A 17,043-nucleotide genomic window follows, 5' to 3' on the forward strand; every position below is an offset into this window, starting at 1 on the left:
ACGGCTTAATCCTGTCGAAAGCTCCTGTCCGGATTTCCCCATGCGTCGAATCGCGCTCCGCCGCCTCACTCTGCCCGCCTTGTGGCTCCTTGCAGGGACCGGCGCGGCCTCCGCGCTCTCGCTCCCATTCGAGGAGTCGGACTATCTCCCGCCCGAGGCGACGACGACCTATCAGGAGCGCTCGCTCAACCATCAGGCACCCCTGACGATCGAGCATCCGCCTGTCGCGGTGGGCGGGCGCCGTGGCGGCAGCTCTGCGGCGATGGCAGGGTTCTGCCACGAAGGTGGAACGATCGTGCGCCGGGACCGGCTCGGCCAGCCGATCGTTCGCCAGCGCGAGGTCTGCGATAACGTCGCCCCGCGCACCCTCTGGCCCGGCCATACCGACCCGCGCCCAGCCTGGCCTGCCGAGCGTGTGCTGCGCCGGACCTCGGTGCGCACGAAGGGCTGACGGCGCTGCCGGACCGAAGACCGGGTTCAGCCGTAGCGGTGCAGTTCCGAGCCGTGCCGCTTGAGCCAGCGCTCGGCTTCGTCGACGTTCGGGCAGAGGGCGTTCGTCAACGCCCAGAAGCGGGCCGAGTGATTCATCTCGCGCAAGTGCGCCATCTCGTGGGCGACGAGGTAGTCAAGCACGACCGGCGGGGCGAGGATCAGCCGCCAGGAGAAGTTCAGTTCGCCGGTCGCCGTGCACGAGCCCCAGCGGCTGCGCGTGTCCCGCACCGTGATGCGCTTCGGCCGCTCGCCGAGGCGGCCCGCATAGATGTCGGCTGCTGAAGCCAGGTCGCGCTGGACCTCGCGCTGCAGGAAGTCGCGCACCCGGCGTGACACGTGCGCGGCTTCGCCCGATACCGCGAGCACTGCTTCGTCGCCCGCCCGCTCGGCGGCCGATGCGCTTCGCCCCGGGCGATGGACGATGCGATGCATCTCGCCCCGCAACGGAATGCTGGCGCCCGGCTCGAAGGCCACCCGCGCCGGTACCTTGGCAAGCCGCGCAGCGATCCAGCCGCCATGGCTTACGGCGAATTTCTGAGCCGCCGCGAACGAGGTGCGCGTCGGCAGCGTCAGGATGACCTCGCCGGTGGCGTTGGAGACCCTCAGCGTCAGCCGCCGCGCCGTCGGTCGCCGACGCAGGACGACGTGCAGGCCGACGCCCTCGTGCCAGACTTCCAGGAAATCCGGATCGGGTGTCCGCAACAGCATGGATCTCAACGCGGCTACCATGACGCGGATATCCGGCCTCCTGACCGCCTAGGCTCGTCCCCGTCCGTGCTGTCACGTTCGGGTAGCCGTGCCGGAAGCGGCACCATAAGCCGTGTCTCAGAATGGGCATAGCCACGCTGGAGGCCGCAGACCATTCTCATCTGCGGCGGAGATGTTCCGGCCCTCAGCCGACCTCGCGCAGATAGCGGCTGGCGGTGGGCGTTCCCTGCATCTCGCGAATGAAGCGGGCGATGCGTGGCGCGATCACCGAGCGGTAGCGCGAGCCGTTGAACACACCATAATGGCCGACCTCTTCCTGCAGGTGATAGGCCTTGCGCTCGGCGGGCAGGTTTGGGGTCAGGTCGAGGGCGGCCTTGGTCTGGCCGACGCCCGAGATGTCGTCGTTCTCGCCTTCCACCGCGAGGATCGCACAGCGGCGGATTGCGCCGAGATCGACCCGCGTGCCGGCATGCATCATCTCGCCCTTGGGCAACGAACGGTCGACGAACACGGTCTGCACGGTCTGCAGGTAGAACTCGGCCGTCAAATCCATCACCGCGAGGTACTCGTCGTAGAAGTCGCGGTGCTTCTCGGCGGATTCGCCGTCGCCGGTGACGAGATGATGGAACATGTCGTTGTGCGCGGTGACGTGGCGATCGAGGTTCATCGCCATGAAGCCCGAGAGCTGCAGGTAACCCGGATAGACGCGCCGGAAGACGCCGGGATAGATCGCCGGCACCAGCGTGATGCAGTTCTGCTCGAACCAGCCCATGCCACGCTCCTGCGCGAGGCAATTCACGGCTGTGGGCGAGCGATGCGTATCGATCGGGCCGCCCATCAGGGTCATCGAGACCGGGACGTACTGAGACTCCTGCGCTTCCATCAGGGCGACTGCCGCGAGCACCGGCACGGCCGGCTGGCACACTGCCATGATGTGCAGGTCCGGCCCGAGATCGCGAAAGATGTCGCGGAGATAGTCGATGTAGGTGTCGAGGTCGAAATGGCCGTCGAGCAGCGGCACCATGCGCGCATCTGCCCAATCGGTGATGAACACCCGATGGTTCGGCAACATCGCCTCGACGGTGCCGCGCAGAAGCGTGGCGTAGTGGCCGGACATCGGCGCCACGATCAGCAGCTTGGGATCCGGTTCGGCAGGTCCGTGCACGAGACCGCGATCGAAGGCGATGACGTTACAGAACGGCCGTGACCAGACCACGCGCTCGGAGACCGGCACGGCCACGCCGTCGACGATCGTGTTGTCGAAGCCGAAGGCCGGCTTGCCGTAGCGGCGCGTCACCCGCTCGAACATCTCGCAGGCGGCGGTGAGCGGCCGCAAGTACTGTGAGTAGGCGAGCGGGTTGGCCGGGTTCTGCAGGCCGTGCCGGGTCATGTCGGCCATGAGCCGGGCCGGGGCCAGCATTGCCCTCATGGTTTCGTACCAGACGTAGGCGAGATCCATGACGACTCCCTTTGGCGTGGCCCTTTTGCGCGGCTGCGGTTCCAGGATCTGTCGGAGACCCGGCACGCCGAGCCAAATCTGTCTTTCTGGCAATCCCGGTTCAGGGAACGATTCCGCGCGCCGGTTCTTCCGGCATGTGGCCTGAACCGGCGATGACGCGCGACAGCTTCGGCCGTTCCATCTCGCCGGCAGTTGGGTCGACGGCCGGCCTTCCAAAGTTGTGGACACCGTCATGAACGTTTTGAGCACATGAACGACCTGGGCAGCGGAGCCGGCGTCAACGACGCCCGGCATCTCAGGCTCGACACCTTCGTGCGCCTGCGCTGGCTTGCGCTGACCGGCCAGAGCGCGGCGGTCCTCGGTGCGCAATTCGGACTCGGGCTGCGCCTGCCGTTCGGCTGGTGCTTCCTGGTGATCGCCGTCTCGTCCTGGTTGAACCTGGCGCTGCGCATCCGCTTTCCGGCGAGTTACCGGCTCAGCGACGATTCGGCGGCGCTGTTGCTCGCCTTCGACATCGTGCAACTCGCCGCCCTGCTTTTCCTGACGGGAGGGCTGCAGAATCCATTCTCGCTGCTCTTCCTCGCCCCGGTTCTGATCTCGGCCACGGCCCTGCCGCCGGAGCGGACTCTGGCGCTCGGCATGCTCGCGATCGGGCTGGCGACGTTGCTGGCCCTGGTCCATCGGCCGCTGCCCTGGTTCGCCGATGGGCGCATCGAGTTGCCGTTCCTCTATGTCTCCGGCGTCTGGACCGCGATCCTGCTCGGCACCGCCTTCACCGGCGTTTACGCCTGGCGCGTCGCCGAGGAGGCGCGGCAGCTGGCCCAGGCGCTCGCCGCGACCGAACTGGTGCTCGCCCGCGAGCAGCACCTCTCGCAACTCGACGGGCTGGCGGCGGCGGCTGCGCACGAACTCGGCACGCCGCTCGGCACCATCATGGTGGTGGCCAAGGAACTCGACCGGCAGCTCGGCCCCACGGCGACGCAGGCGGTGGCGGACGATCTCAAGCTCCTGCGCGATCAGGTCGACCGCTGCCGCGGCATCCTCTCGAAGCTGACCTCGTTGGACGAGGACGAAGGCTTCCTCCAGACGCTGAGTTTCGGCCATCTGATCGAGGAACTCGTCGCCCCGCAGCGCGCGCTCGGCATCGCCGTCGAGGTCTCGAAGAGCGGGGAAGGGCCGGAGCCGTCCTGCCGTCGCAATCCCGGCGTGACCTTCGGGCTGGCCAACATCCTCGACAACGCCGTCGATTTCGCGGAATCGCGCGTGCTGGTCGAAGCCCGCTGGACCTTGGATCGGGTCTCCTTGGAGTTCCGCGACGACGGGCCGGGCTTTCCGAGTGAAGTCCTGCTGCGCGCCGGCGAACCTTACGTCACCACCCGTAGCCCCGGCCCCTCGACCTCTCCCGACACGGTCGGCTCGGGTCTCGGGCTCGGCCTGTTCATCGCAAAGACCCTGATCGAGCGCTCGGGTGCGCAGCTCAGCCTTTCGAATGCCTCGACTCCGGGGATGAAAGGTGCGGTGGCGCGGATCTCCTGGGCGCGCCACATTTTCGAGCGCGGAACTTTGGCGAACAATTTTGTTGCGCCCAATTCAATGTGGCCACTGCCCGAACGCGGAACGGCGCCCATATAAGTGGTCAAAGCATAGACCGAACAAGGAACATCACATGCTCACGCACACCGGTGCGCCGACGCAGGGAACCGATCCTGCGGTGTTGTCCGATGCCGATCCGCTGGCTGCCTTCACCGATCGCAGCCTGCTGATCCTCGACGACGACCGTCCGTTCTCGACCCGGCTTGCCCGCGCGATGGAAGCGCGTGGCTACAACGTCCATGTGGCCGAGAGCGTGGCCGAGGGCGTTGCCGCCGTCGACCGCGAGCCCCCGGCCTTCGCGGTCGTCGACATGCGTCTCGGCGACGGCAATGGCCTCGACGTGATTGCCCGCCTCAAGGAGCGTCGTCCCGAGGCGCGGGGCGTGGTGCTCACCGGCTACGGCAACATCGCCACCGCCGTAACCGCCGTGAAGCTCGGCGCTTTCGACTACCTCGCGAAGCCTGCCGATGCCGACGAGATCCACGGCACGCTGATGGCCCAGCCGGGCGAGCGTGCCGATCCGCCCGAGAACCCGATGTCGGCGGACCGGGTGCGTTGGGAGCATATCCAGCGCGTCTACGAGCTGTGTCAGCGCAACGTTTCGGAGACGGCGCGCCGTCTGAACATGCACCGTCGCACGCTGCAGCGTATCCTGGCCAAGCGCGCTCCCCGGTGAGCACTTAGACAGACTTTGGTTGCACGTGTGGGGCCTGTCGGGCTACTGCGCGTGCAACTGAGCCACAGACAGGTCCGAGCCCGTGAACACCCGCAACCTGATCACGATCGTCAGCCTGATGGTGCTGGTCGGAACCGAAGTGTTTGCCGCGGCCGTGGCTGCGGGTTGGGCGCTGGCGGGCCTGTTCGAGCTCGGCGACACCGTCGGACATGTACTGATGGCACTGTTCAGCCTCGGCGCCGCCTGGATCATGCTGCAGCTTTGGCGTCGTGCCGTCAGCATCGAGCCATTGCGCAATCCTGCTCCTCGCCGTCGCTGAGCGCTTCTACCCGAAGCTGGCCTGACGCCGGGATTCGATCGGCGATCTGACCCGTAGCGGTTCCACCGGCGTCATCGCAGCGGTGAGGCGAACGCGCAGGCGTTCGACATCCCCGAAATTGCCTGAGACCAAAGCGGTGACGTCGCCTTCGACGATGGCGTCGACATGTCGGCAACGCTTGCGATGACGGCCGGCGATGCAGTCACAGCGCAGATAGGGGCCGGTGCTGCGCTCCTCCAGCACGACCTCATAACGGTTGCCCGTGCTGCCGCGGATGGCGAAGCGTAGGCCGAGATCGGCCTTGCCCGGCGGCCTGCGTCCGACGAGCAGCGCCCGCGATGCGGTCGAGCGGGCATCCTCAGGGTCCGGACGGTAGCCGCCCGACAGCACGAGTGCGGGTAGCTTTAGCAGGCCTGGCAGTTCGGCTACGCTCCTTGCGTCTCGCTCGCGCATGGCTGCGAGGGCGATCTCGGCGCAGGCATAGGCATCCTCGCCCGCATCGTGATGTTCGAAGCGGATGCCGAGCCGTCCGGCGACCTTGGCTAGCCCGCATCCGGCCGGATCCGGAAACACCTGCCGCGCGATCCGCAGGGTGCACAGATATTTCACCGCCGGGACGGGCCTGCCCCAGGCAGCGAGCGATGCCGAAAGTACGCTCATATCGAAGCCGGCATTGTGGGCGAGTACCAGCCGATCCGAAAGGTCCGGCAGGAATTCAGCCATCGCCTCGGGCAAATTCGGTTGGCCGCGTACATCCGCCGGCAGGATGCCGTGGACCCGGATATTACCCGGTGAAAAACGCAGCTCCGGCGGCCTAATCAGCCGCGTCTCCCGGCGTACGACGCGTCCGCCGTCGATCCAAGCGAGGCCGACCGCGCAGGCGCTGTCGCGCCGCTCGTTGGCCGTTTCGAAGTCGATCGCGATCGCGTCCATGGCGCCGACCATAGGGGATCCGCGACTCCTCCATCAACGGTCGATCTCGCAGTGCGGCGTCGATCGTTTTCTGCGTGGAGCGTTCGGACGATGGCACTCGACAGAAAGTAAAATATCGCGTTGCAACATAAGCTTGCGACACTTGCACGGAAACTGTTTTCATGTTTGTAAAGGCATGTCCGCATAGGACCCTACTTGAGAGCCCAGACTGGTCATTCCGGTCATGGCGTCGGGACAGCAACCGCCCCCGGAAGCTGTCCAGGCACAATCTTGCAGGGTTGGACGATCTGGAGTGCGCGCCTTCGCCGGTGCACACCGAAGAGCCTTCAGCGACCCGCGAAAGCGGCCGGAGGGCTCACAGGGACTCGCGACAGATGGGGGCAAACGGAGACCGGAGTTCCGGTTTTCGCCATGGGCGCCCGGCCCGTCTGTCGTGGGGGAGTACAATGGATTTCGAAGGCATCGACTACGATTTCGACGCACCGGATTCCGATTGGAATTACGAGCCGTCTCGGGCCGAACTCTTTCGCCAGATTCCAGCCGCTCTCTACACCACGGACGCCGAGGGCTGGCTGACCTATTACAATGATGCCGCCGCGAAACTCTGGGGCTTCCGACCCGTGCTCGGCAAGGCTCGCTGGTGCGGTGCCTGGAGGCTTTACGAGACGGACGGCTCCGCACTTCCCCACGAGGCATGTCCAATGGCGGTTGCCCTCAGGGAAGGCCGTGCCGTGCGCGGCGTCCAGGCCATCCTCGAGCGTCCTGACGGCAACAAGGTCCGCTTCATGCCGTATCCGACGCCACTGCGCGACGGGTCCGGCAATATCGTCGCCGGATCGAACATTCTCTTGGAGGTCGACGGCTTCCCTTGCAGCGTCCATCTCCCGCCGCGATCGATTGCGTCGTGCGCGCGACAGATGATTTGATCCGGTTCTTCGGCCGGATCATCCGCTGCCCATCGTCTTGCCAAGCCGGCGCGTGGCCTTTATGGGCTTGGCTTGTCAGGACGGTTCGGCCCAGCGCTCGACCGCCCTGCGCCGCTTTAGCTCAGCTGGTAGAGCACCTCATTCGTAATGAGGGGGTCGGGGGTTCGAATCCCTCAAGCGGCACCATTCTTATTGGATGATTGAGCGCTGATTTCAGATTGGTCATAGTACCAATTTGGCGAATGAACCTTCAGATTTTTGCTGCTTCCTTACGATGTATCCATCCTCGTCATGGCCCGACAGCCATACCTTAGGGCGAACCACTCACGGGGAAGAATCGATCTACGGCAAGGCGTTACGGCGTCGCCGCCATCGCATTCGTGATCTTGTTATACATTTTGTTGGTTGCGGCGCTGAACTGAGACAGACCCGCCAGAGTGACGACGACGACGAGGGTGGCGATGAGGCCGTACTCGATCGCTGTCTCCCCGCGCCGATCCGATAGGAACGTCATCACGGTCGAACGGCGCGGCGAGCGCCGTTCGGTCGGCATCATCGGCGATGGAATGCTCAAGACGGTCCAACCTTACCCGGACTTCCAACGCGTCATTCTCACCGCTTCCGAGTTGCCAAGGCCTTAATCGAACCCTCGATCTTGCCGATATCCCGCTCGGTTACCGCAGTGCCCGCCGTCTTACTCTGTTCCGGCGGCCTTCCGCAGCGCGTCGATCCGCTTGGAGGCCTCCGCCTTGTCGAGATCGGGTTCGAACGCTTTCGGCTCCTTGGCCTGCTCCGAGAGCGTCTTGAGGTAGGAGGCCTGCGCGCCAGTCATCGGCTCACCGCCCGTGGTCCACTCGTCCGGATCCTTGATCCGGTTCGAGGAATCGTCGGGATCGACCTTTGGGTTTGCGGGAGCGTCGTGAGTCGTCTTGGTCATCGGTCCACCTGTTCATGAAACGTTCCTGAGAACGCATCGCTGGACGCGGTGTTCCCGGTAGATGCTTCGAACAGCAGATCGGGACGGTTTGCGCGACCGAAATCACATGCCGTCGGGCTTGCGAGCCGCAGGCGCAACAAGCCGGCCGACCACCCACGGCCGTCGCGTTTCCCGCAGCACGCGCGACAGCGATCGCGCGCTCAGTCCCTCACGCCGCCTTCGCCCGCGGCTGCACTTCGGCGGTGTAGTCGTCCATCAGGGTCTTGGTCATCGCGGCTGGCGTGAAGCGATAGGGGCCGATCTCGGAGACCGGTGTCACCTCGGCGGCCGAACCGGTGATGAAGCACTCCGAAAAGCCTTCCATCTCCTCCGGCCGGATGCGCCGCTCGACGAGCTCGAAACCGCGGCGCTTGGCCAGATCGATCACGGTCTGCCGGGTGATGCCGTTGAGGAAGCGGTCGGCCAGCGGCGTATGGATCGCGCCGTCCTGGATGAAGAAGATGTTCGCGCCGGTGCATTCGGCGACGTTGTCCTCCCAATCGAGCATCAGCGCGTCGGCATAACCCTTGTTCTCGGCGCGGTGCTTCGAGATCGTGCAGATCATGTAGAGCCCCGCCGCCTTCGAGGCCGAGGGGATCGTGCGTGGGTCGGGCCGGCGGTAGTCGGCGATGTCCAGGCGGATGCCCTTCATCTTGGTGGCCGGGTCGAAATAGCTCGGCCATTCCCAGGCGGCGACGGCGAGGTGGATGGTGTTGCCCTGCGCGGACACGCCCATCATCTCCGAACCGCGCCACGCGACCGGGCGCAGATAGGCGTCGCTGAGGCCGCTGGTCTTGAGCACGAGTTCCTTCGCGGCCTCGATCTCCTCGACCGAAAAGGGGATCTCGTAATCGAGGTACTGCGCGGACCGCCTCAGGCGCTCGGCATGCTCGCGGCTCTTGAAGATCACGCCGCCATAGGCGCGCTCGCCCTCGAACACCGACGAGCCGTAATGCAGCCCGTGGCTCAGCACGTGAATCTTGGCATCCCGCCACGGCACCATGGCGCCGTCGAACCAGATGGTGCCCTCGCGCTCGTCGAAGGGGATCACGGACATGTCGGCTTCCTCTTACGCGGCATCGAAAAAACCGCGGGTTCGAACGGCGGGCCGGGGGACATCGAGGGGCTGCGCCGGGAGGGTTGACGCCTAACGATGGGGCTGAGATATGTCAACAACACTGACTTATCCGCACCGCATCGCCTTCTCCGTCGAGGTCGCCATCGCCTTGCCCCATCGCGCGACGACAGAGGCCGCCGGCGGCGGCGAGCCGAGCCCGATCATGGAGCCGCATTTTCCCGACCGCAACGACGGCGACGACCTCATCGAATTGCTGTTCTTCGCCTATCGCGATTTCGTCGCCGACCCCGACCGAATCCTGGCGGAATACGGCTTCGGACGGGCGCATCACCGGGTGCTACACTTCGTCGACCGCTATCCGGGACTCACGATCGCCGAACTCCTCGATATCCTCCGGATCACGAAGCAGAGCCTCAACCGGGTGCTGAAAGACTTGATCGAACAGGGCTACATCGCGCAGCGCACCGGTACGAACGACCGGCGCCAGAGGCTGCTGTTCTGCACCGATCTCGGCATCCGTTTCGCGGAGGAGCTGAGCCGGGTGCAGATGCGCCGCGTCGCCCGCGCGCTCGTCGACCAGCCGCGTCGCGGCGCCAACGACGATCCGGGCGAGGCGCTGGCTTCGGCGCAAGGGTTCCTGCTGGCGATGATCGAGCCGGAAGAGCGCGCCGTCGTCACCCGGCTGATGGCGCGGCGCGCCAAGGCCGCCGCCTGATGGCAATCCCTTCCCCGAAGCCGCGCGTCGAGTTGCCGGACCACGCCCCGCACGTCCTCGTGGTCGACGACGACCGCCGGGTACGCGAATTGCTGACCCGCTTCCTCGCCGAGCAGGGGTTTCGCGTCACCGCCGCGGCCGACGTGCCCGAGGCCCGCGCCCGCTCGCAATCCTTCGTGTTCGATGCACTCGTGCTCGACGTGATGATGCCGGGCGAGAACGGCTTCGACTATGCGCGGCAGGTGCGCGAGACCTCGCGGGTGCCGATCCTGATGCTCACCGCGCGCTCCAACTCGAACGACCGGGTGATGGGGCTGGAGATCGGCGCCGACGACTATTTGCCAAAGCCCTTCGAGCCCCGCGAGCTGATCCTGCGGCTCAACAACATCATCAAGCGGGGCGTGCCGACGGGACCGGTCCGCACGCCGGGCGGCGAGGTCAGCTTCGGGCCGTTCACCTACAAGATCGACAGGGGCGAACTCCGGCGCGACGATGAATCCGTCAAGATCAGCGAGCGCGAGCGCGAGATTTTGACCATGCTGGCAGAGGCCCGCGGCGGCAATGTCGAGCGCGATGCCCTGGCCGGCGGCTGGGCCGGGGAGCGCACCATCGACGTCCAGATCAACCGCCTGCGCCGCAAGACCGAGGTCGACCCGGCCAACCCCATCTATCTCCAGACGGTGCGCGGCGTCGGCTATCGCCTCGCGGTCGACTGACCCGGGGCCCATGATGGCCGAAGGGCGCACGATCGAGGGCACCATCGTCGGCGAGGCCCCCGCCAAGGAGGAGGTGCGCGCGCGCGGGCCATGGCGGCGCCTGTCCCGGCTGATCGGCGACGTGCTGCCGAAGGGGCTCTATGCCCGCTCGCTCATCATCATCATCGCGCCGATGGTGCTGCTGCAATCGGTGATCGCCTACACCTTCATGGAGCGCCACTGGCAGCTCGTGACCCGGCGCCTGTCCTCGGCCGTCACCGCCGACATCGCCGCGCTGATCGACATCTACGAGACATACCCCCAGGACAAGGACGCCGAGACGCTGTCGCGCATCGCCGGCAACCGCCTCAACCTCGATCTCGACATCCTGAAGGGGACCAAGCTGCCGCCGCAGGGGCCGCGGCCGTTCTTCTCGATCCTCGACGAGGCCCTGTCCGACGAGATCAAGAAGCAGATCGCCCGGCCGTTCTGGATCGACACGGTGGGCCGCTCCAACCTCATCGAGATCCGCGTCGCGATCCCCGACGGGGTCATGCGCGTGACGGCGCGGCGCAGCCAGGCCTACGCCTCCAACTCGCACATCTTCCTGCTCTGGATGGCCGGCTCGTCGATGGTGCTGCTCGGCGTCGCGATCCTGTTCCTGCGCAACCAGATCAAGCCGATCCTGCGGCTCTCGGCGGTGGCCGAGAGCTTTGGGAAGGGCCGCGAGATCGAGTTCAAGCCGCGCGGGGCGCGCGAGGTGCGGCAGGCGGGCCACGCCTTCATCGAGATGAAGCGGCGCATCGAGCGGGCCATGGAGCAGCGCACGACGATGCTCAACGGCGTGTCACACGACCTCCGCACGATCCTCACCCGCTTCAAGCTCTCCCTCGCCCTGGTCGAGCAGAGCCCGGACGTGGAGGATCTGGCGCGCGACGTCGACGAGATGAGCCGGATGCTGGAGGGCTACCTCGCCTTCGCCCGCGGCGACTCCGCCGAGACCGCCGCGGCCACCGACATGCGCGCGCTGCTCGAGGATCTGCGCACCGACATCGAGCGCCTCGGGGCCCACGTGACCGCCGTGACCCTCGACGGGCGGCCCCTGGTGACGGTGCGGCCCGATGCCTTCCGGCGCTGCCTGTTCAACCTCGCCGCCAACGCCGCCCGCTACGGCGACACCGTCGCCATCGGCGGGCGCCTCGACGGGCGCTCCTTCCTCGTCTCGATCGACGACGACGGCCCGGGCGTGCCGCCGGAGAGCCGGGAGGAGGTGTTCAAGCCCTTCGTGCGCCTCGACGACGCCCGCCAGGATGCCGGCGGCTCCGGCCTCGGCCTCGCCATCGCCCGCGACATCGCCCGGACCCACGGCGGCGACGTCTCGCTCCACGATTCGCCCCTCGGGGGCCTCCGGGCGACGGTGCGGATCCCGGCCTGAGGCGGACGGAATACCGAACGTTCGGGACGTTCGTCCCGCGTGTCCCAGGCCGTCCCACGCGTCGGAACGGGTTCGCGTGGCGGACTCAGCCTCGCGTGAGAGCCATTGACAGCATACCGCTCGTATGCTATTTTTCCTATACGGCTGAAGCTTTGGCTGAACAGCGCCGAATGCTTCAGGCACATTCGCTCGCAGACCGTCTCAGCCATACGGAGCGACGGCCTAACCGAGCTTCGCCGGCTGAATGATACGACGTTTTGCAGCTATCGCGCGATCTGCAGCCAGACAGGCGGGTTACCAGAGAGCCGCACAGAGTTGCTCAAGCTCTTCGCGCACCGGCACTGTCCAGGTCTGGACGCTGAACTCGGGGCGCGAATTGGTGACAGCCAGGAACATCGCCACGACGCAGGGCGGCGACGTCTCGCTGTACAGTTGTCGGCTGAAGGCTTGAAGGCAACGGTTCCCTCCTACTTGGGGTCTAAGTGCATCTCGGCTGTTTTGGGTCGAAACCTGCTTGTCCGCCTTGGTTTAGAAATTCACAGCAGGCTGACATCTAACGGAGGGCACGTATTGTCCTGAACGACAACGAGTCGTTACTTAGATAGCACACTAAGAAATGGACTCGCCTCGCCTGGTTGATGTTAGCCCAGAGACGACCCGCATACCATAAACGGGGCGCTTAAGTCGCCAGCCCCAGTTAAGCTACAATCTCCAAAACCTAGTTAGACTGTGACTAAGTCGGCAATTTTCGCAGCGACGTCTGTCATTGACTCTTCGATAGTGCTCAATCCGCTCCGCGAGGCGAGCAGAGGACTAATTTCACGAAGAGCTTCATACGTCGTGTCATGCACGATGGGAACAAGCCGCTCACCTGCGAGGAGGGCCGAGAGTTCTTTGTCGGCGATACCTTCTTTTGGAAGGCGACGCAGCAACGCGGGAGTCACCAGCACAAGTCCGATCCGCGAATTCGCCAACCCCTTGTCAATGGCGCGGAGCAAGGGCACGCCGAGGCCAACATCCTTCTCGCTGAACCAGACCTTTACACCGCTTGCAACGAGCAGATCATGCAACTCCTTGGCGGCGCCCTGTCGATCGTCCCATGCATGGCAAAGAAAAACGTCCCGAAGGTCGAGTGTTGCTTGCTTCTCAACGTTCTCGCGAACCGGCGTAAGTGCCCGCACCTCGGCAGGGGTGTACAACACTGTCGAACCAGTTTGCGACCATCTCGGCTTCACACTGCGGCCGCCGCCGCTACCGCCGCTCCGGCCGCCGCCGCCGCTTCCTGGGGAGGTATAGGATGGGTACGAGCTCGACCCAAAATCGCCGTAGCTGCTGTAGCCGCCGTAAAACCGGGAGCGACCACCGCATGCAGGGCAGGCGGCTGCACCGCTCGCTGTGCGATGACCTCTTGCTGGCGCAGTGCATCTAGCCATGTGCGAGCTCCCTACTAAGAGTTTTTTTCAGTCGTCCGCGGGCTGCGCTGCCCGTGCCCAGTTGTGACATACCGGCCACTAATCGCGCTCCGGTGATGGTCACCACTCGATCCCTTCGGACCGGGAGCCTCTTTTACCGTCGTATGCGGGCTGCGCTGCCCGTGAGCGTTCGTGACGTATCGCCCGCTGATAACGCTGCGATAACCACCACCTGAACCACTTTTGGCCATTGATCTCTCCTTCATATGCCTCCGCGACATTGCGAGATGCGCGGCCGGTTGCTAGATCGCAACTCGTTCGTTTATTGCGCAGGAGCATTTACGTTGCAAGATAGCAATCGCCCATGACCGCCGGAAAATTCGATGGCGCCGCCTTTTTTTCTGCTCTTGACGCAGAGCGCCAGTCACGCGGTATCACTTGGAAGAAAGTGGCGGAGCAAGCTGAGGTACCAGCGTCGACGCTAACGCGCATGTCGCAAGGTCGACATCCCGACGTGAACACGCTTGCTGCTTTATGCTTGTGGTCTGGACTCAACTCTGCAAATTTTTCGCGTACCGCGCATAGCCAAGCTGGCGGTGCATCCCCACTTGCACAGATCACAGCTTTGTTGCGAGCAGATCCCGCCCTTTCGCAAGAAGGCGTTCAGGCGTTAGAAGCCATCATCAAGGTAGCGTATCAACAGATGCGTAAGCAGTAACAGTGCCAGCCGGCTCCGATGCGAAGAGGATTTAAGGCAGAGGCTAACTCGTATGCTCGCGATATGAGGGAGGAGTTAGGCGTTCAGTTGCACGAGCCGCTTTGCCCGTGGAAATTGATTGAACATCTCGGCTATAACGTCGTAAAGCTAAGCGATTTTGCTAGCAGAGAACCTGAGGCAGTCGCCTACCTGACTTCAGGTGTCGGGCAGACTGAGTTCTCAGCAGTGACCCTGCCTAACGATGGCGCTCCTTGGATCGTGCATAACGATTCGCACAGCACAGGACGACAAGGCGCTAACCTTGCTCATGAGGCCGCCCATGGCCTTCTCTGTCATCAGGGTTCGCCTTTGACAGACGCCCGTGGTGCCCGGATTTTTAACCGTGAGCAAGAAAATGAAGCAAACTGGCTCGGACCGGCCCTGCTAATATCTGACGAAGCAGCAATCTATATTGCTCAGAAACGTCTCAGCCCGGCAGCAGCATGTCATATGTATGGCGTTAGCAACGATTTGCTTCAGATGCGCCTTTGGGTATCGGCGGCTTATACTCGAGTAGCTAGGAGCCGGGCCGCATAGCGACAGTGGGTGGTGCCCAGACTTTTGTTGTCTGCATTACTACTTGTGAGTAACAAGCCGATCTTTTCAGATAGCCGCTTGGGGTCGCAAGCGGAAGCCTGCCCCGAGCGGATTCCAAATAAGACGCAGCTGGGCGACGATACGCGCTCCGGCCCACCGCCCTACACCCCCACCGCGTCCAACAACCCCTCCACCATCCCCCGATACCCCGCCCCAAACAGGCGCAGATGCACCAACGCCGGCCACAACTGGTAGAGCGGCACGCGCTCCGAAAAACCCGGCTCGGCCGGGCCGTAGGCATCGCGAAAGGCCGGGCCGGGGCGGCCGAACAGGGTGAGTAGGGCGAGGTCGACTTCGGCGTGGCCGTAGGAGCAGGCCGGGTCGATCAGGCCGGAGACGCGGGCGCCGTCGCACAGCACGTTGCCGCCCCAGAGGTCGCCGTGCAGCAGCGCCGGGCGCGGCCGGGCCGGCAGTCTTTTCGAGAGGGACGCGGCCAGGGACTCGATGCGCCGGCCGAGCGCGGGGTCGCAATGCGGAACGTGGCAGAGCAGGCGGCGCTCGGCCCAAAAGGCGGGCCACTCCGCGCTCCAGCCGTTTTCGATCGCGACCCGGCCGAAGGCGAAGTCCTGCGCCCAGCCGTAACGCGCGCCCGTCGCGGCATGGAGCCGGGCGACGGCACGGCCGAGATCCGCGTCGGCGCCGCGATCGTCGCTGACGGCCAGGCGCTCCAGGACGAGGGCGGTGGCGTCGACCGCCAGGACGTCCGGCGCGGGCGCGCCGGTGGCCCGGATCGCGCGCAGCATCGCGGCCTCGGCCGGCGGGTCCGGGCCGTCCTTCACCACCGCCTCGCGCCCGTCCGCCAGCACGATGCGCATCACGCTGGACAGATCGCCGCCGCCAATGGGCTCGGCCCGCACAAGGCTGCCGCCGAGCAGGGCGGCGCCGTGCGCCGCGAGAGCGCTCACCGCGAAAACTTTTCGACGAGGGCGCGGGCACCCGCGGTCACGTCGGCCCAGGTCGTGTCGAAGCCGGCATCCGCGCCGTAATAAGGGTCGGCCACGGCCTCGCCCCGGCGGCCGGGTACGTGGTCGAGGAGGAGCGACAGGGCGGCCCCGTCCGCCGGCCGCATCCGCTCCAGCACCGCGAGGTTGTCGCGATCGAGGGCGACGATGTGGGTGAAGCGACTGAAATCGCCGGGCTGGACCTGCCGGGCGCCGTAGCCGGAGATGTCGACGCCGTGGCGCCGCGCCACCGCCTGCGCCCGGCGATCCGGCGGGTTGCCGACATGCCAGGCGCCGGTGCCGGCCGAGTCGGCCTCCACGTCGAGCCCGGCACGCTCGGCCTCCTGTCGGAAGGCGGCTTCGGCCAGGGGCGAGCGACAGATGTTGCCGAGGCAGACGAACAGCACGGCGGGCTTGCGGTCGGGCATCGGGTCCTCGTCGGTCGGCGTCGGCGTAAAGGCTCGGCAATCGACCGCCAACCTTGTGTCCGGGGGGATTGCTCCGCGTCCACCCCGCGCCCTTCCCCGGCGGGTGGAGGGGCAGCGGAACCCGACCTGGAGTCCGGCACGAGGCGTCGCGACGGGGCGGGATCTCGGCGATTCTCGTATCGAGCCGTTGACGCGGCGTTTGTTCCGCTAGAGCGCTTTCCGACCAAGTGGTTGCCGGTTGGTCGAAAGAAAGCGCGTCACAATGAAGGCTTAGAGACGCCGACCCGATGCAATCGGGTCGGGTACGGCTCTAGTGGTCGAAATCTGACAGATAGAACCCGCTCCGACCGTCCGAGTTGGGTGGAAAGCGGACGGTATTCACCTGTCTCTAAAGCATCTGAGCTAAAGCGATCACGATGACATCACCACCGCGCTTATCGCGAAACCAGCGACTTCGCCTTATCATTCCGGGCGTTGTCGCACTGCTTGTCTTCCTAACACTTGCGGGGTTCGGTGTTTGGCAAATTCTTCGAAGCATTGAAGCTTATTATATCTCCAAACATAGCTCAGTAATTGATGCTGAAGTCTTATCTACAAATAGATATAAGATGGATATTTATGGGTTGATTAAATTCAGCCTAAATGATGGTAACGTTGACAGAGAGTGTGTCGCAAAGGCCAATCTTGGTGGGGCAAGTAATTATCTTAAATTCAAGCCAGGCGCTATTATAAAGATCATTCCGCAAACAGGATGCGACAATCCTATTATAATAACAGCAATCAGGTTTCCAATATTCGAATTAATGATGAGTCTATTTTGGATTGCTTGTGCTTTCGTTCTGGCGGCGAAATTTCGACAAGCATTCCGCTTGTAGTCTCCTTTGGGTCCAGGCCGTGTCAAAA

Annotated in this window: 20 protein-coding genes and 1 tRNA gene; 12 read left to right on the forward strand and 9 right to left on the reverse strand. The window is 64.7% G+C overall.

The window, feature by feature from the left end; translation table 11 throughout:
• The first annotated feature begins 40 nt into the window (after nt 1-40).
• Nucleotides 41-451 (forward strand): hypothetical protein, encoded by a 411-nt coding sequence (locus tag MFF07_RS04660; RefSeq protein ID WP_147814113.1) that lies wholly within the window; start codon nt 41-43, stop codon nt 449-451.
• Nucleotides 452-477: 26 nt separating this feature from the next.
• On the opposite strand, the gene MFF07_RS04665 is transcribed toward MFF07_RS04660, so the two are convergent.
• Together MFF07_RS04665 and MFF07_RS04670 are read right to left on the reverse strand one after the other, a co-directional pair.
• Nucleotides 478-1,209: a M48 family metallopeptidase gene (locus MFF07_RS04665; RefSeq protein WP_147814266.1), complete on the reverse strand. Its 732-nt coding sequence runs from the start codon at nt 1,207-1,209 to the stop codon at nt 478-480.
• A gap of 175 nt (nt 1,210-1,384) precedes the next feature.
• Entirely contained in the window at nt 1,385-2,659 is a 1,275-nt protein-coding gene (locus MFF07_RS04670; RefSeq protein ID WP_147814111.1) for a polyhydroxyalkanoate depolymerase, read from the reverse strand.
• A gap of 249 nt (nt 2,660-2,908) precedes the next feature.
• Here MFF07_RS04670 and MFF07_RS04675 point away from each other — a divergent pair, with 249 nt between their 5' ends.
• The 3 genes from MFF07_RS04675 (at nt 2,909) to MFF07_RS04685 (ending at nt 5,247) form a co-directional block, all read left to right on the forward strand.
• Nucleotides 2,909-4,291: an ActS/PrrB/RegB family redox-sensitive histidine kinase gene (locus MFF07_RS04675; protein ID WP_147814109.1), complete on the forward strand. Its 1,383-nt coding sequence runs from the start codon at nt 2,909-2,911 to the stop codon at nt 4,289-4,291.
• Between the two features lie 34 nt (nt 4,292-4,325).
• Nucleotides 4,326-4,928 carry an ActR/PrrA/RegA family redox response regulator transcription factor gene (locus MFF07_RS04680; protein ID WP_147814107.1) on the forward strand — a complete coding sequence of 201 codons (603 nt, stop codon included), beginning with the start codon at nt 4,326-4,328 and terminating at the stop codon, nt 4,926-4,928.
• Between the two features lie 82 nt (nt 4,929-5,010).
• Nucleotides 5,011-5,247 carry a hypothetical protein gene (locus MFF07_RS04685; RefSeq protein WP_147814105.1) on the forward strand — a complete coding sequence of 79 codons (237 nt, stop codon included), beginning with the start codon at nt 5,011-5,013 and terminating at the stop codon, nt 5,245-5,247.
• A gap of 6 nt (nt 5,248-5,253) precedes the next feature.
• Here the strand turns inward: MFF07_RS04685 and MFF07_RS04690 are convergent, their stop codons facing one another.
• Nucleotides 5,254-6,180, reverse strand: a complete 927-nt coding sequence (locus tag MFF07_RS04690) for a 3'-5' exonuclease (RefSeq protein ID WP_147814264.1) — start codon at nt 6,178-6,180, stop codon at nt 5,254-5,256.
• Between the two features lie 446 nt (nt 6,181-6,626).
• On the opposite strand from MFF07_RS04690, the gene MFF07_RS04695 reads away from it, so the two are divergent.
• Together MFF07_RS04695 and MFF07_RS04700 are read left to right on the forward strand one after the other, a co-directional pair.
• Nucleotides 6,627-7,106: a PAS domain-containing protein gene (locus tag MFF07_RS04695; protein ID WP_147814103.1), complete on the forward strand. Its 480-nt coding sequence runs from the start codon at nt 6,627-6,629 to the stop codon at nt 7,104-7,106.
• A gap of 110 nt (nt 7,107-7,216) precedes the next feature.
• Nucleotides 7,217-7,292 (forward strand) — tRNA-Thr (locus MFF07_RS04700).
• A 169-nt stretch (nt 7,293-7,461) separates the two neighbouring features.
• Here the strand turns inward: MFF07_RS04700 and MFF07_RS04705 are convergent.
• The 3 genes from MFF07_RS04705 to MFF07_RS04715 all read right to left on the reverse strand — a co-directional run bounded on the left by MFF07_RS04705 (nt 7,462) and on the right by MFF07_RS04715 (nt 9,139).
• Nucleotides 7,462-7,680 (reverse strand): Flp family type IVb pilin, encoded by a 219-nt coding sequence (locus tag MFF07_RS04705; protein WP_238230798.1) that lies wholly within the window; start codon nt 7,678-7,680, stop codon nt 7,462-7,464.
• 120 nt (nt 7,681-7,800) lie between these two features.
• Nucleotides 7,801-8,043, reverse strand: coding sequence for a DUF3072 domain-containing protein (locus MFF07_RS04710; protein WP_238230800.1), 243 nt, complete (start codon nt 8,041-8,043; stop codon nt 7,801-7,803).
• A 208-nt stretch (nt 8,044-8,251) separates the two neighbouring features.
• Nucleotides 8,252-9,139, reverse strand: a complete 888-nt coding sequence (locus MFF07_RS04715; RefSeq protein ID WP_147814099.1) for a branched-chain amino acid aminotransferase — start codon at nt 9,137-9,139, stop codon at nt 8,252-8,254.
• A gap of 223 nt (nt 9,140-9,362) precedes the next feature.
• On the opposite strand from MFF07_RS04715, the gene MFF07_RS04720 reads away from it, so the two are divergent.
• The 3 genes from MFF07_RS04720 to MFF07_RS04730 are packed head-to-tail and all read left to right on the forward strand — an operon-like array spanning nt 9,363 to nt 12,005.
• Nucleotides 9,363-9,875: a MarR family winged helix-turn-helix transcriptional regulator gene (locus tag MFF07_RS04720; protein ID WP_147814260.1), complete on the forward strand. Its 513-nt coding sequence runs from the start codon at nt 9,363-9,365 to the stop codon at nt 9,873-9,875.
• A complete protein-coding gene (locus MFF07_RS04725) occupies nt 9,875-10,591 on the forward strand; it encodes a response regulator (RefSeq protein WP_147814097.1) in 717 nt (238 codons plus the stop codon). Before MFF07_RS04720 ends, MFF07_RS04725 begins: the two co-directional genes overlap by 1 nt.
• A 10-nt stretch (nt 10,592-10,601) precedes the next feature.
• On the forward strand, nt 10,602-12,005 hold the full coding sequence (locus MFF07_RS04730) for an ATP-binding protein (RefSeq protein WP_147814095.1): 1,404 nt from the start codon (nt 10,602-10,604) through the stop codon (nt 12,003-12,005).
• 722 nt (nt 12,006-12,727) lie between these two features.
• Here the strand turns inward: MFF07_RS04730 and MFF07_RS04735 are convergent.
• A complete protein-coding gene (locus MFF07_RS04735) occupies nt 12,728-13,204 on the reverse strand; it encodes a toll/interleukin-1 receptor domain-containing protein (RefSeq protein WP_306424623.1) in 477 nt (158 codons plus the stop codon).
• A gap of 577 nt (nt 13,205-13,781) precedes the next feature.
• Here MFF07_RS04735 and MFF07_RS04740 point away from each other — a divergent pair.
• Both MFF07_RS04740 and MFF07_RS04745 read left to right on the forward strand, forming a co-directional pair.
• The gene (locus tag MFF07_RS04740) at nt 13,782-14,135 is read left to right on the forward strand and encodes a helix-turn-helix domain-containing protein (RefSeq protein ID WP_238230804.1); all 354 of its coding nucleotides are present in this window, start codon (nt 13,782-13,784) and stop codon (nt 14,133-14,135) included.
• Between the two features lie 63 nt (nt 14,136-14,198).
• Nucleotides 14,199-14,711 carry an ImmA/IrrE family metallo-endopeptidase gene (locus tag MFF07_RS04745; RefSeq protein ID WP_238230806.1) on the forward strand — a complete coding sequence of 171 codons (513 nt, stop codon included), beginning with the start codon at nt 14,199-14,201 and terminating at the stop codon, nt 14,709-14,711.
• 161 nt (nt 14,712-14,872) lie between these two features.
• On the opposite strand, the gene MFF07_RS04750 is transcribed toward MFF07_RS04745, so the two are convergent.
• Together MFF07_RS04750 and MFF07_RS04755 are read right to left on the reverse strand one after the other, a co-directional pair.
• Nucleotides 14,873-15,676, reverse strand: a complete 804-nt coding sequence (locus tag MFF07_RS04750; protein WP_238230809.1) for a fructosamine kinase family protein — start codon at nt 15,674-15,676, stop codon at nt 14,873-14,875.
• Nucleotides 15,673-16,140 (reverse strand): low molecular weight protein-tyrosine-phosphatase, encoded by a 468-nt coding sequence (locus MFF07_RS04755; RefSeq protein ID WP_238230811.1) that lies wholly within the window; start codon nt 16,138-16,140, stop codon nt 15,673-15,675. The genes MFF07_RS04750 and MFF07_RS04755 overlap by 4 nt, the downstream gene beginning before the upstream one ends.
• A 416-nt stretch (nt 16,141-16,556) precedes the next feature.
• Here MFF07_RS04755 and MFF07_RS04760 point away from each other — a divergent pair, with 416 nt between their 5' ends.
• The gene (locus MFF07_RS04760; protein WP_238230813.1) at nt 16,557-17,015 is read left to right on the forward strand and encodes a hypothetical protein; all 459 of its coding nucleotides are present in this window, start codon (nt 16,557-16,559) and stop codon (nt 17,013-17,015) included.
• Nucleotides 17,016-17,043 lie beyond the last annotated feature (28 nt).

Source organism: Methylobacterium thuringiense (assembly GCF_022179645.1).
In the GTDB taxonomy this organism is placed as follows: domain Bacteria; phylum Pseudomonadota; class Alphaproteobacteria; order Rhizobiales; family Beijerinckiaceae; genus Methylobacterium; species Methylobacterium thuringiense.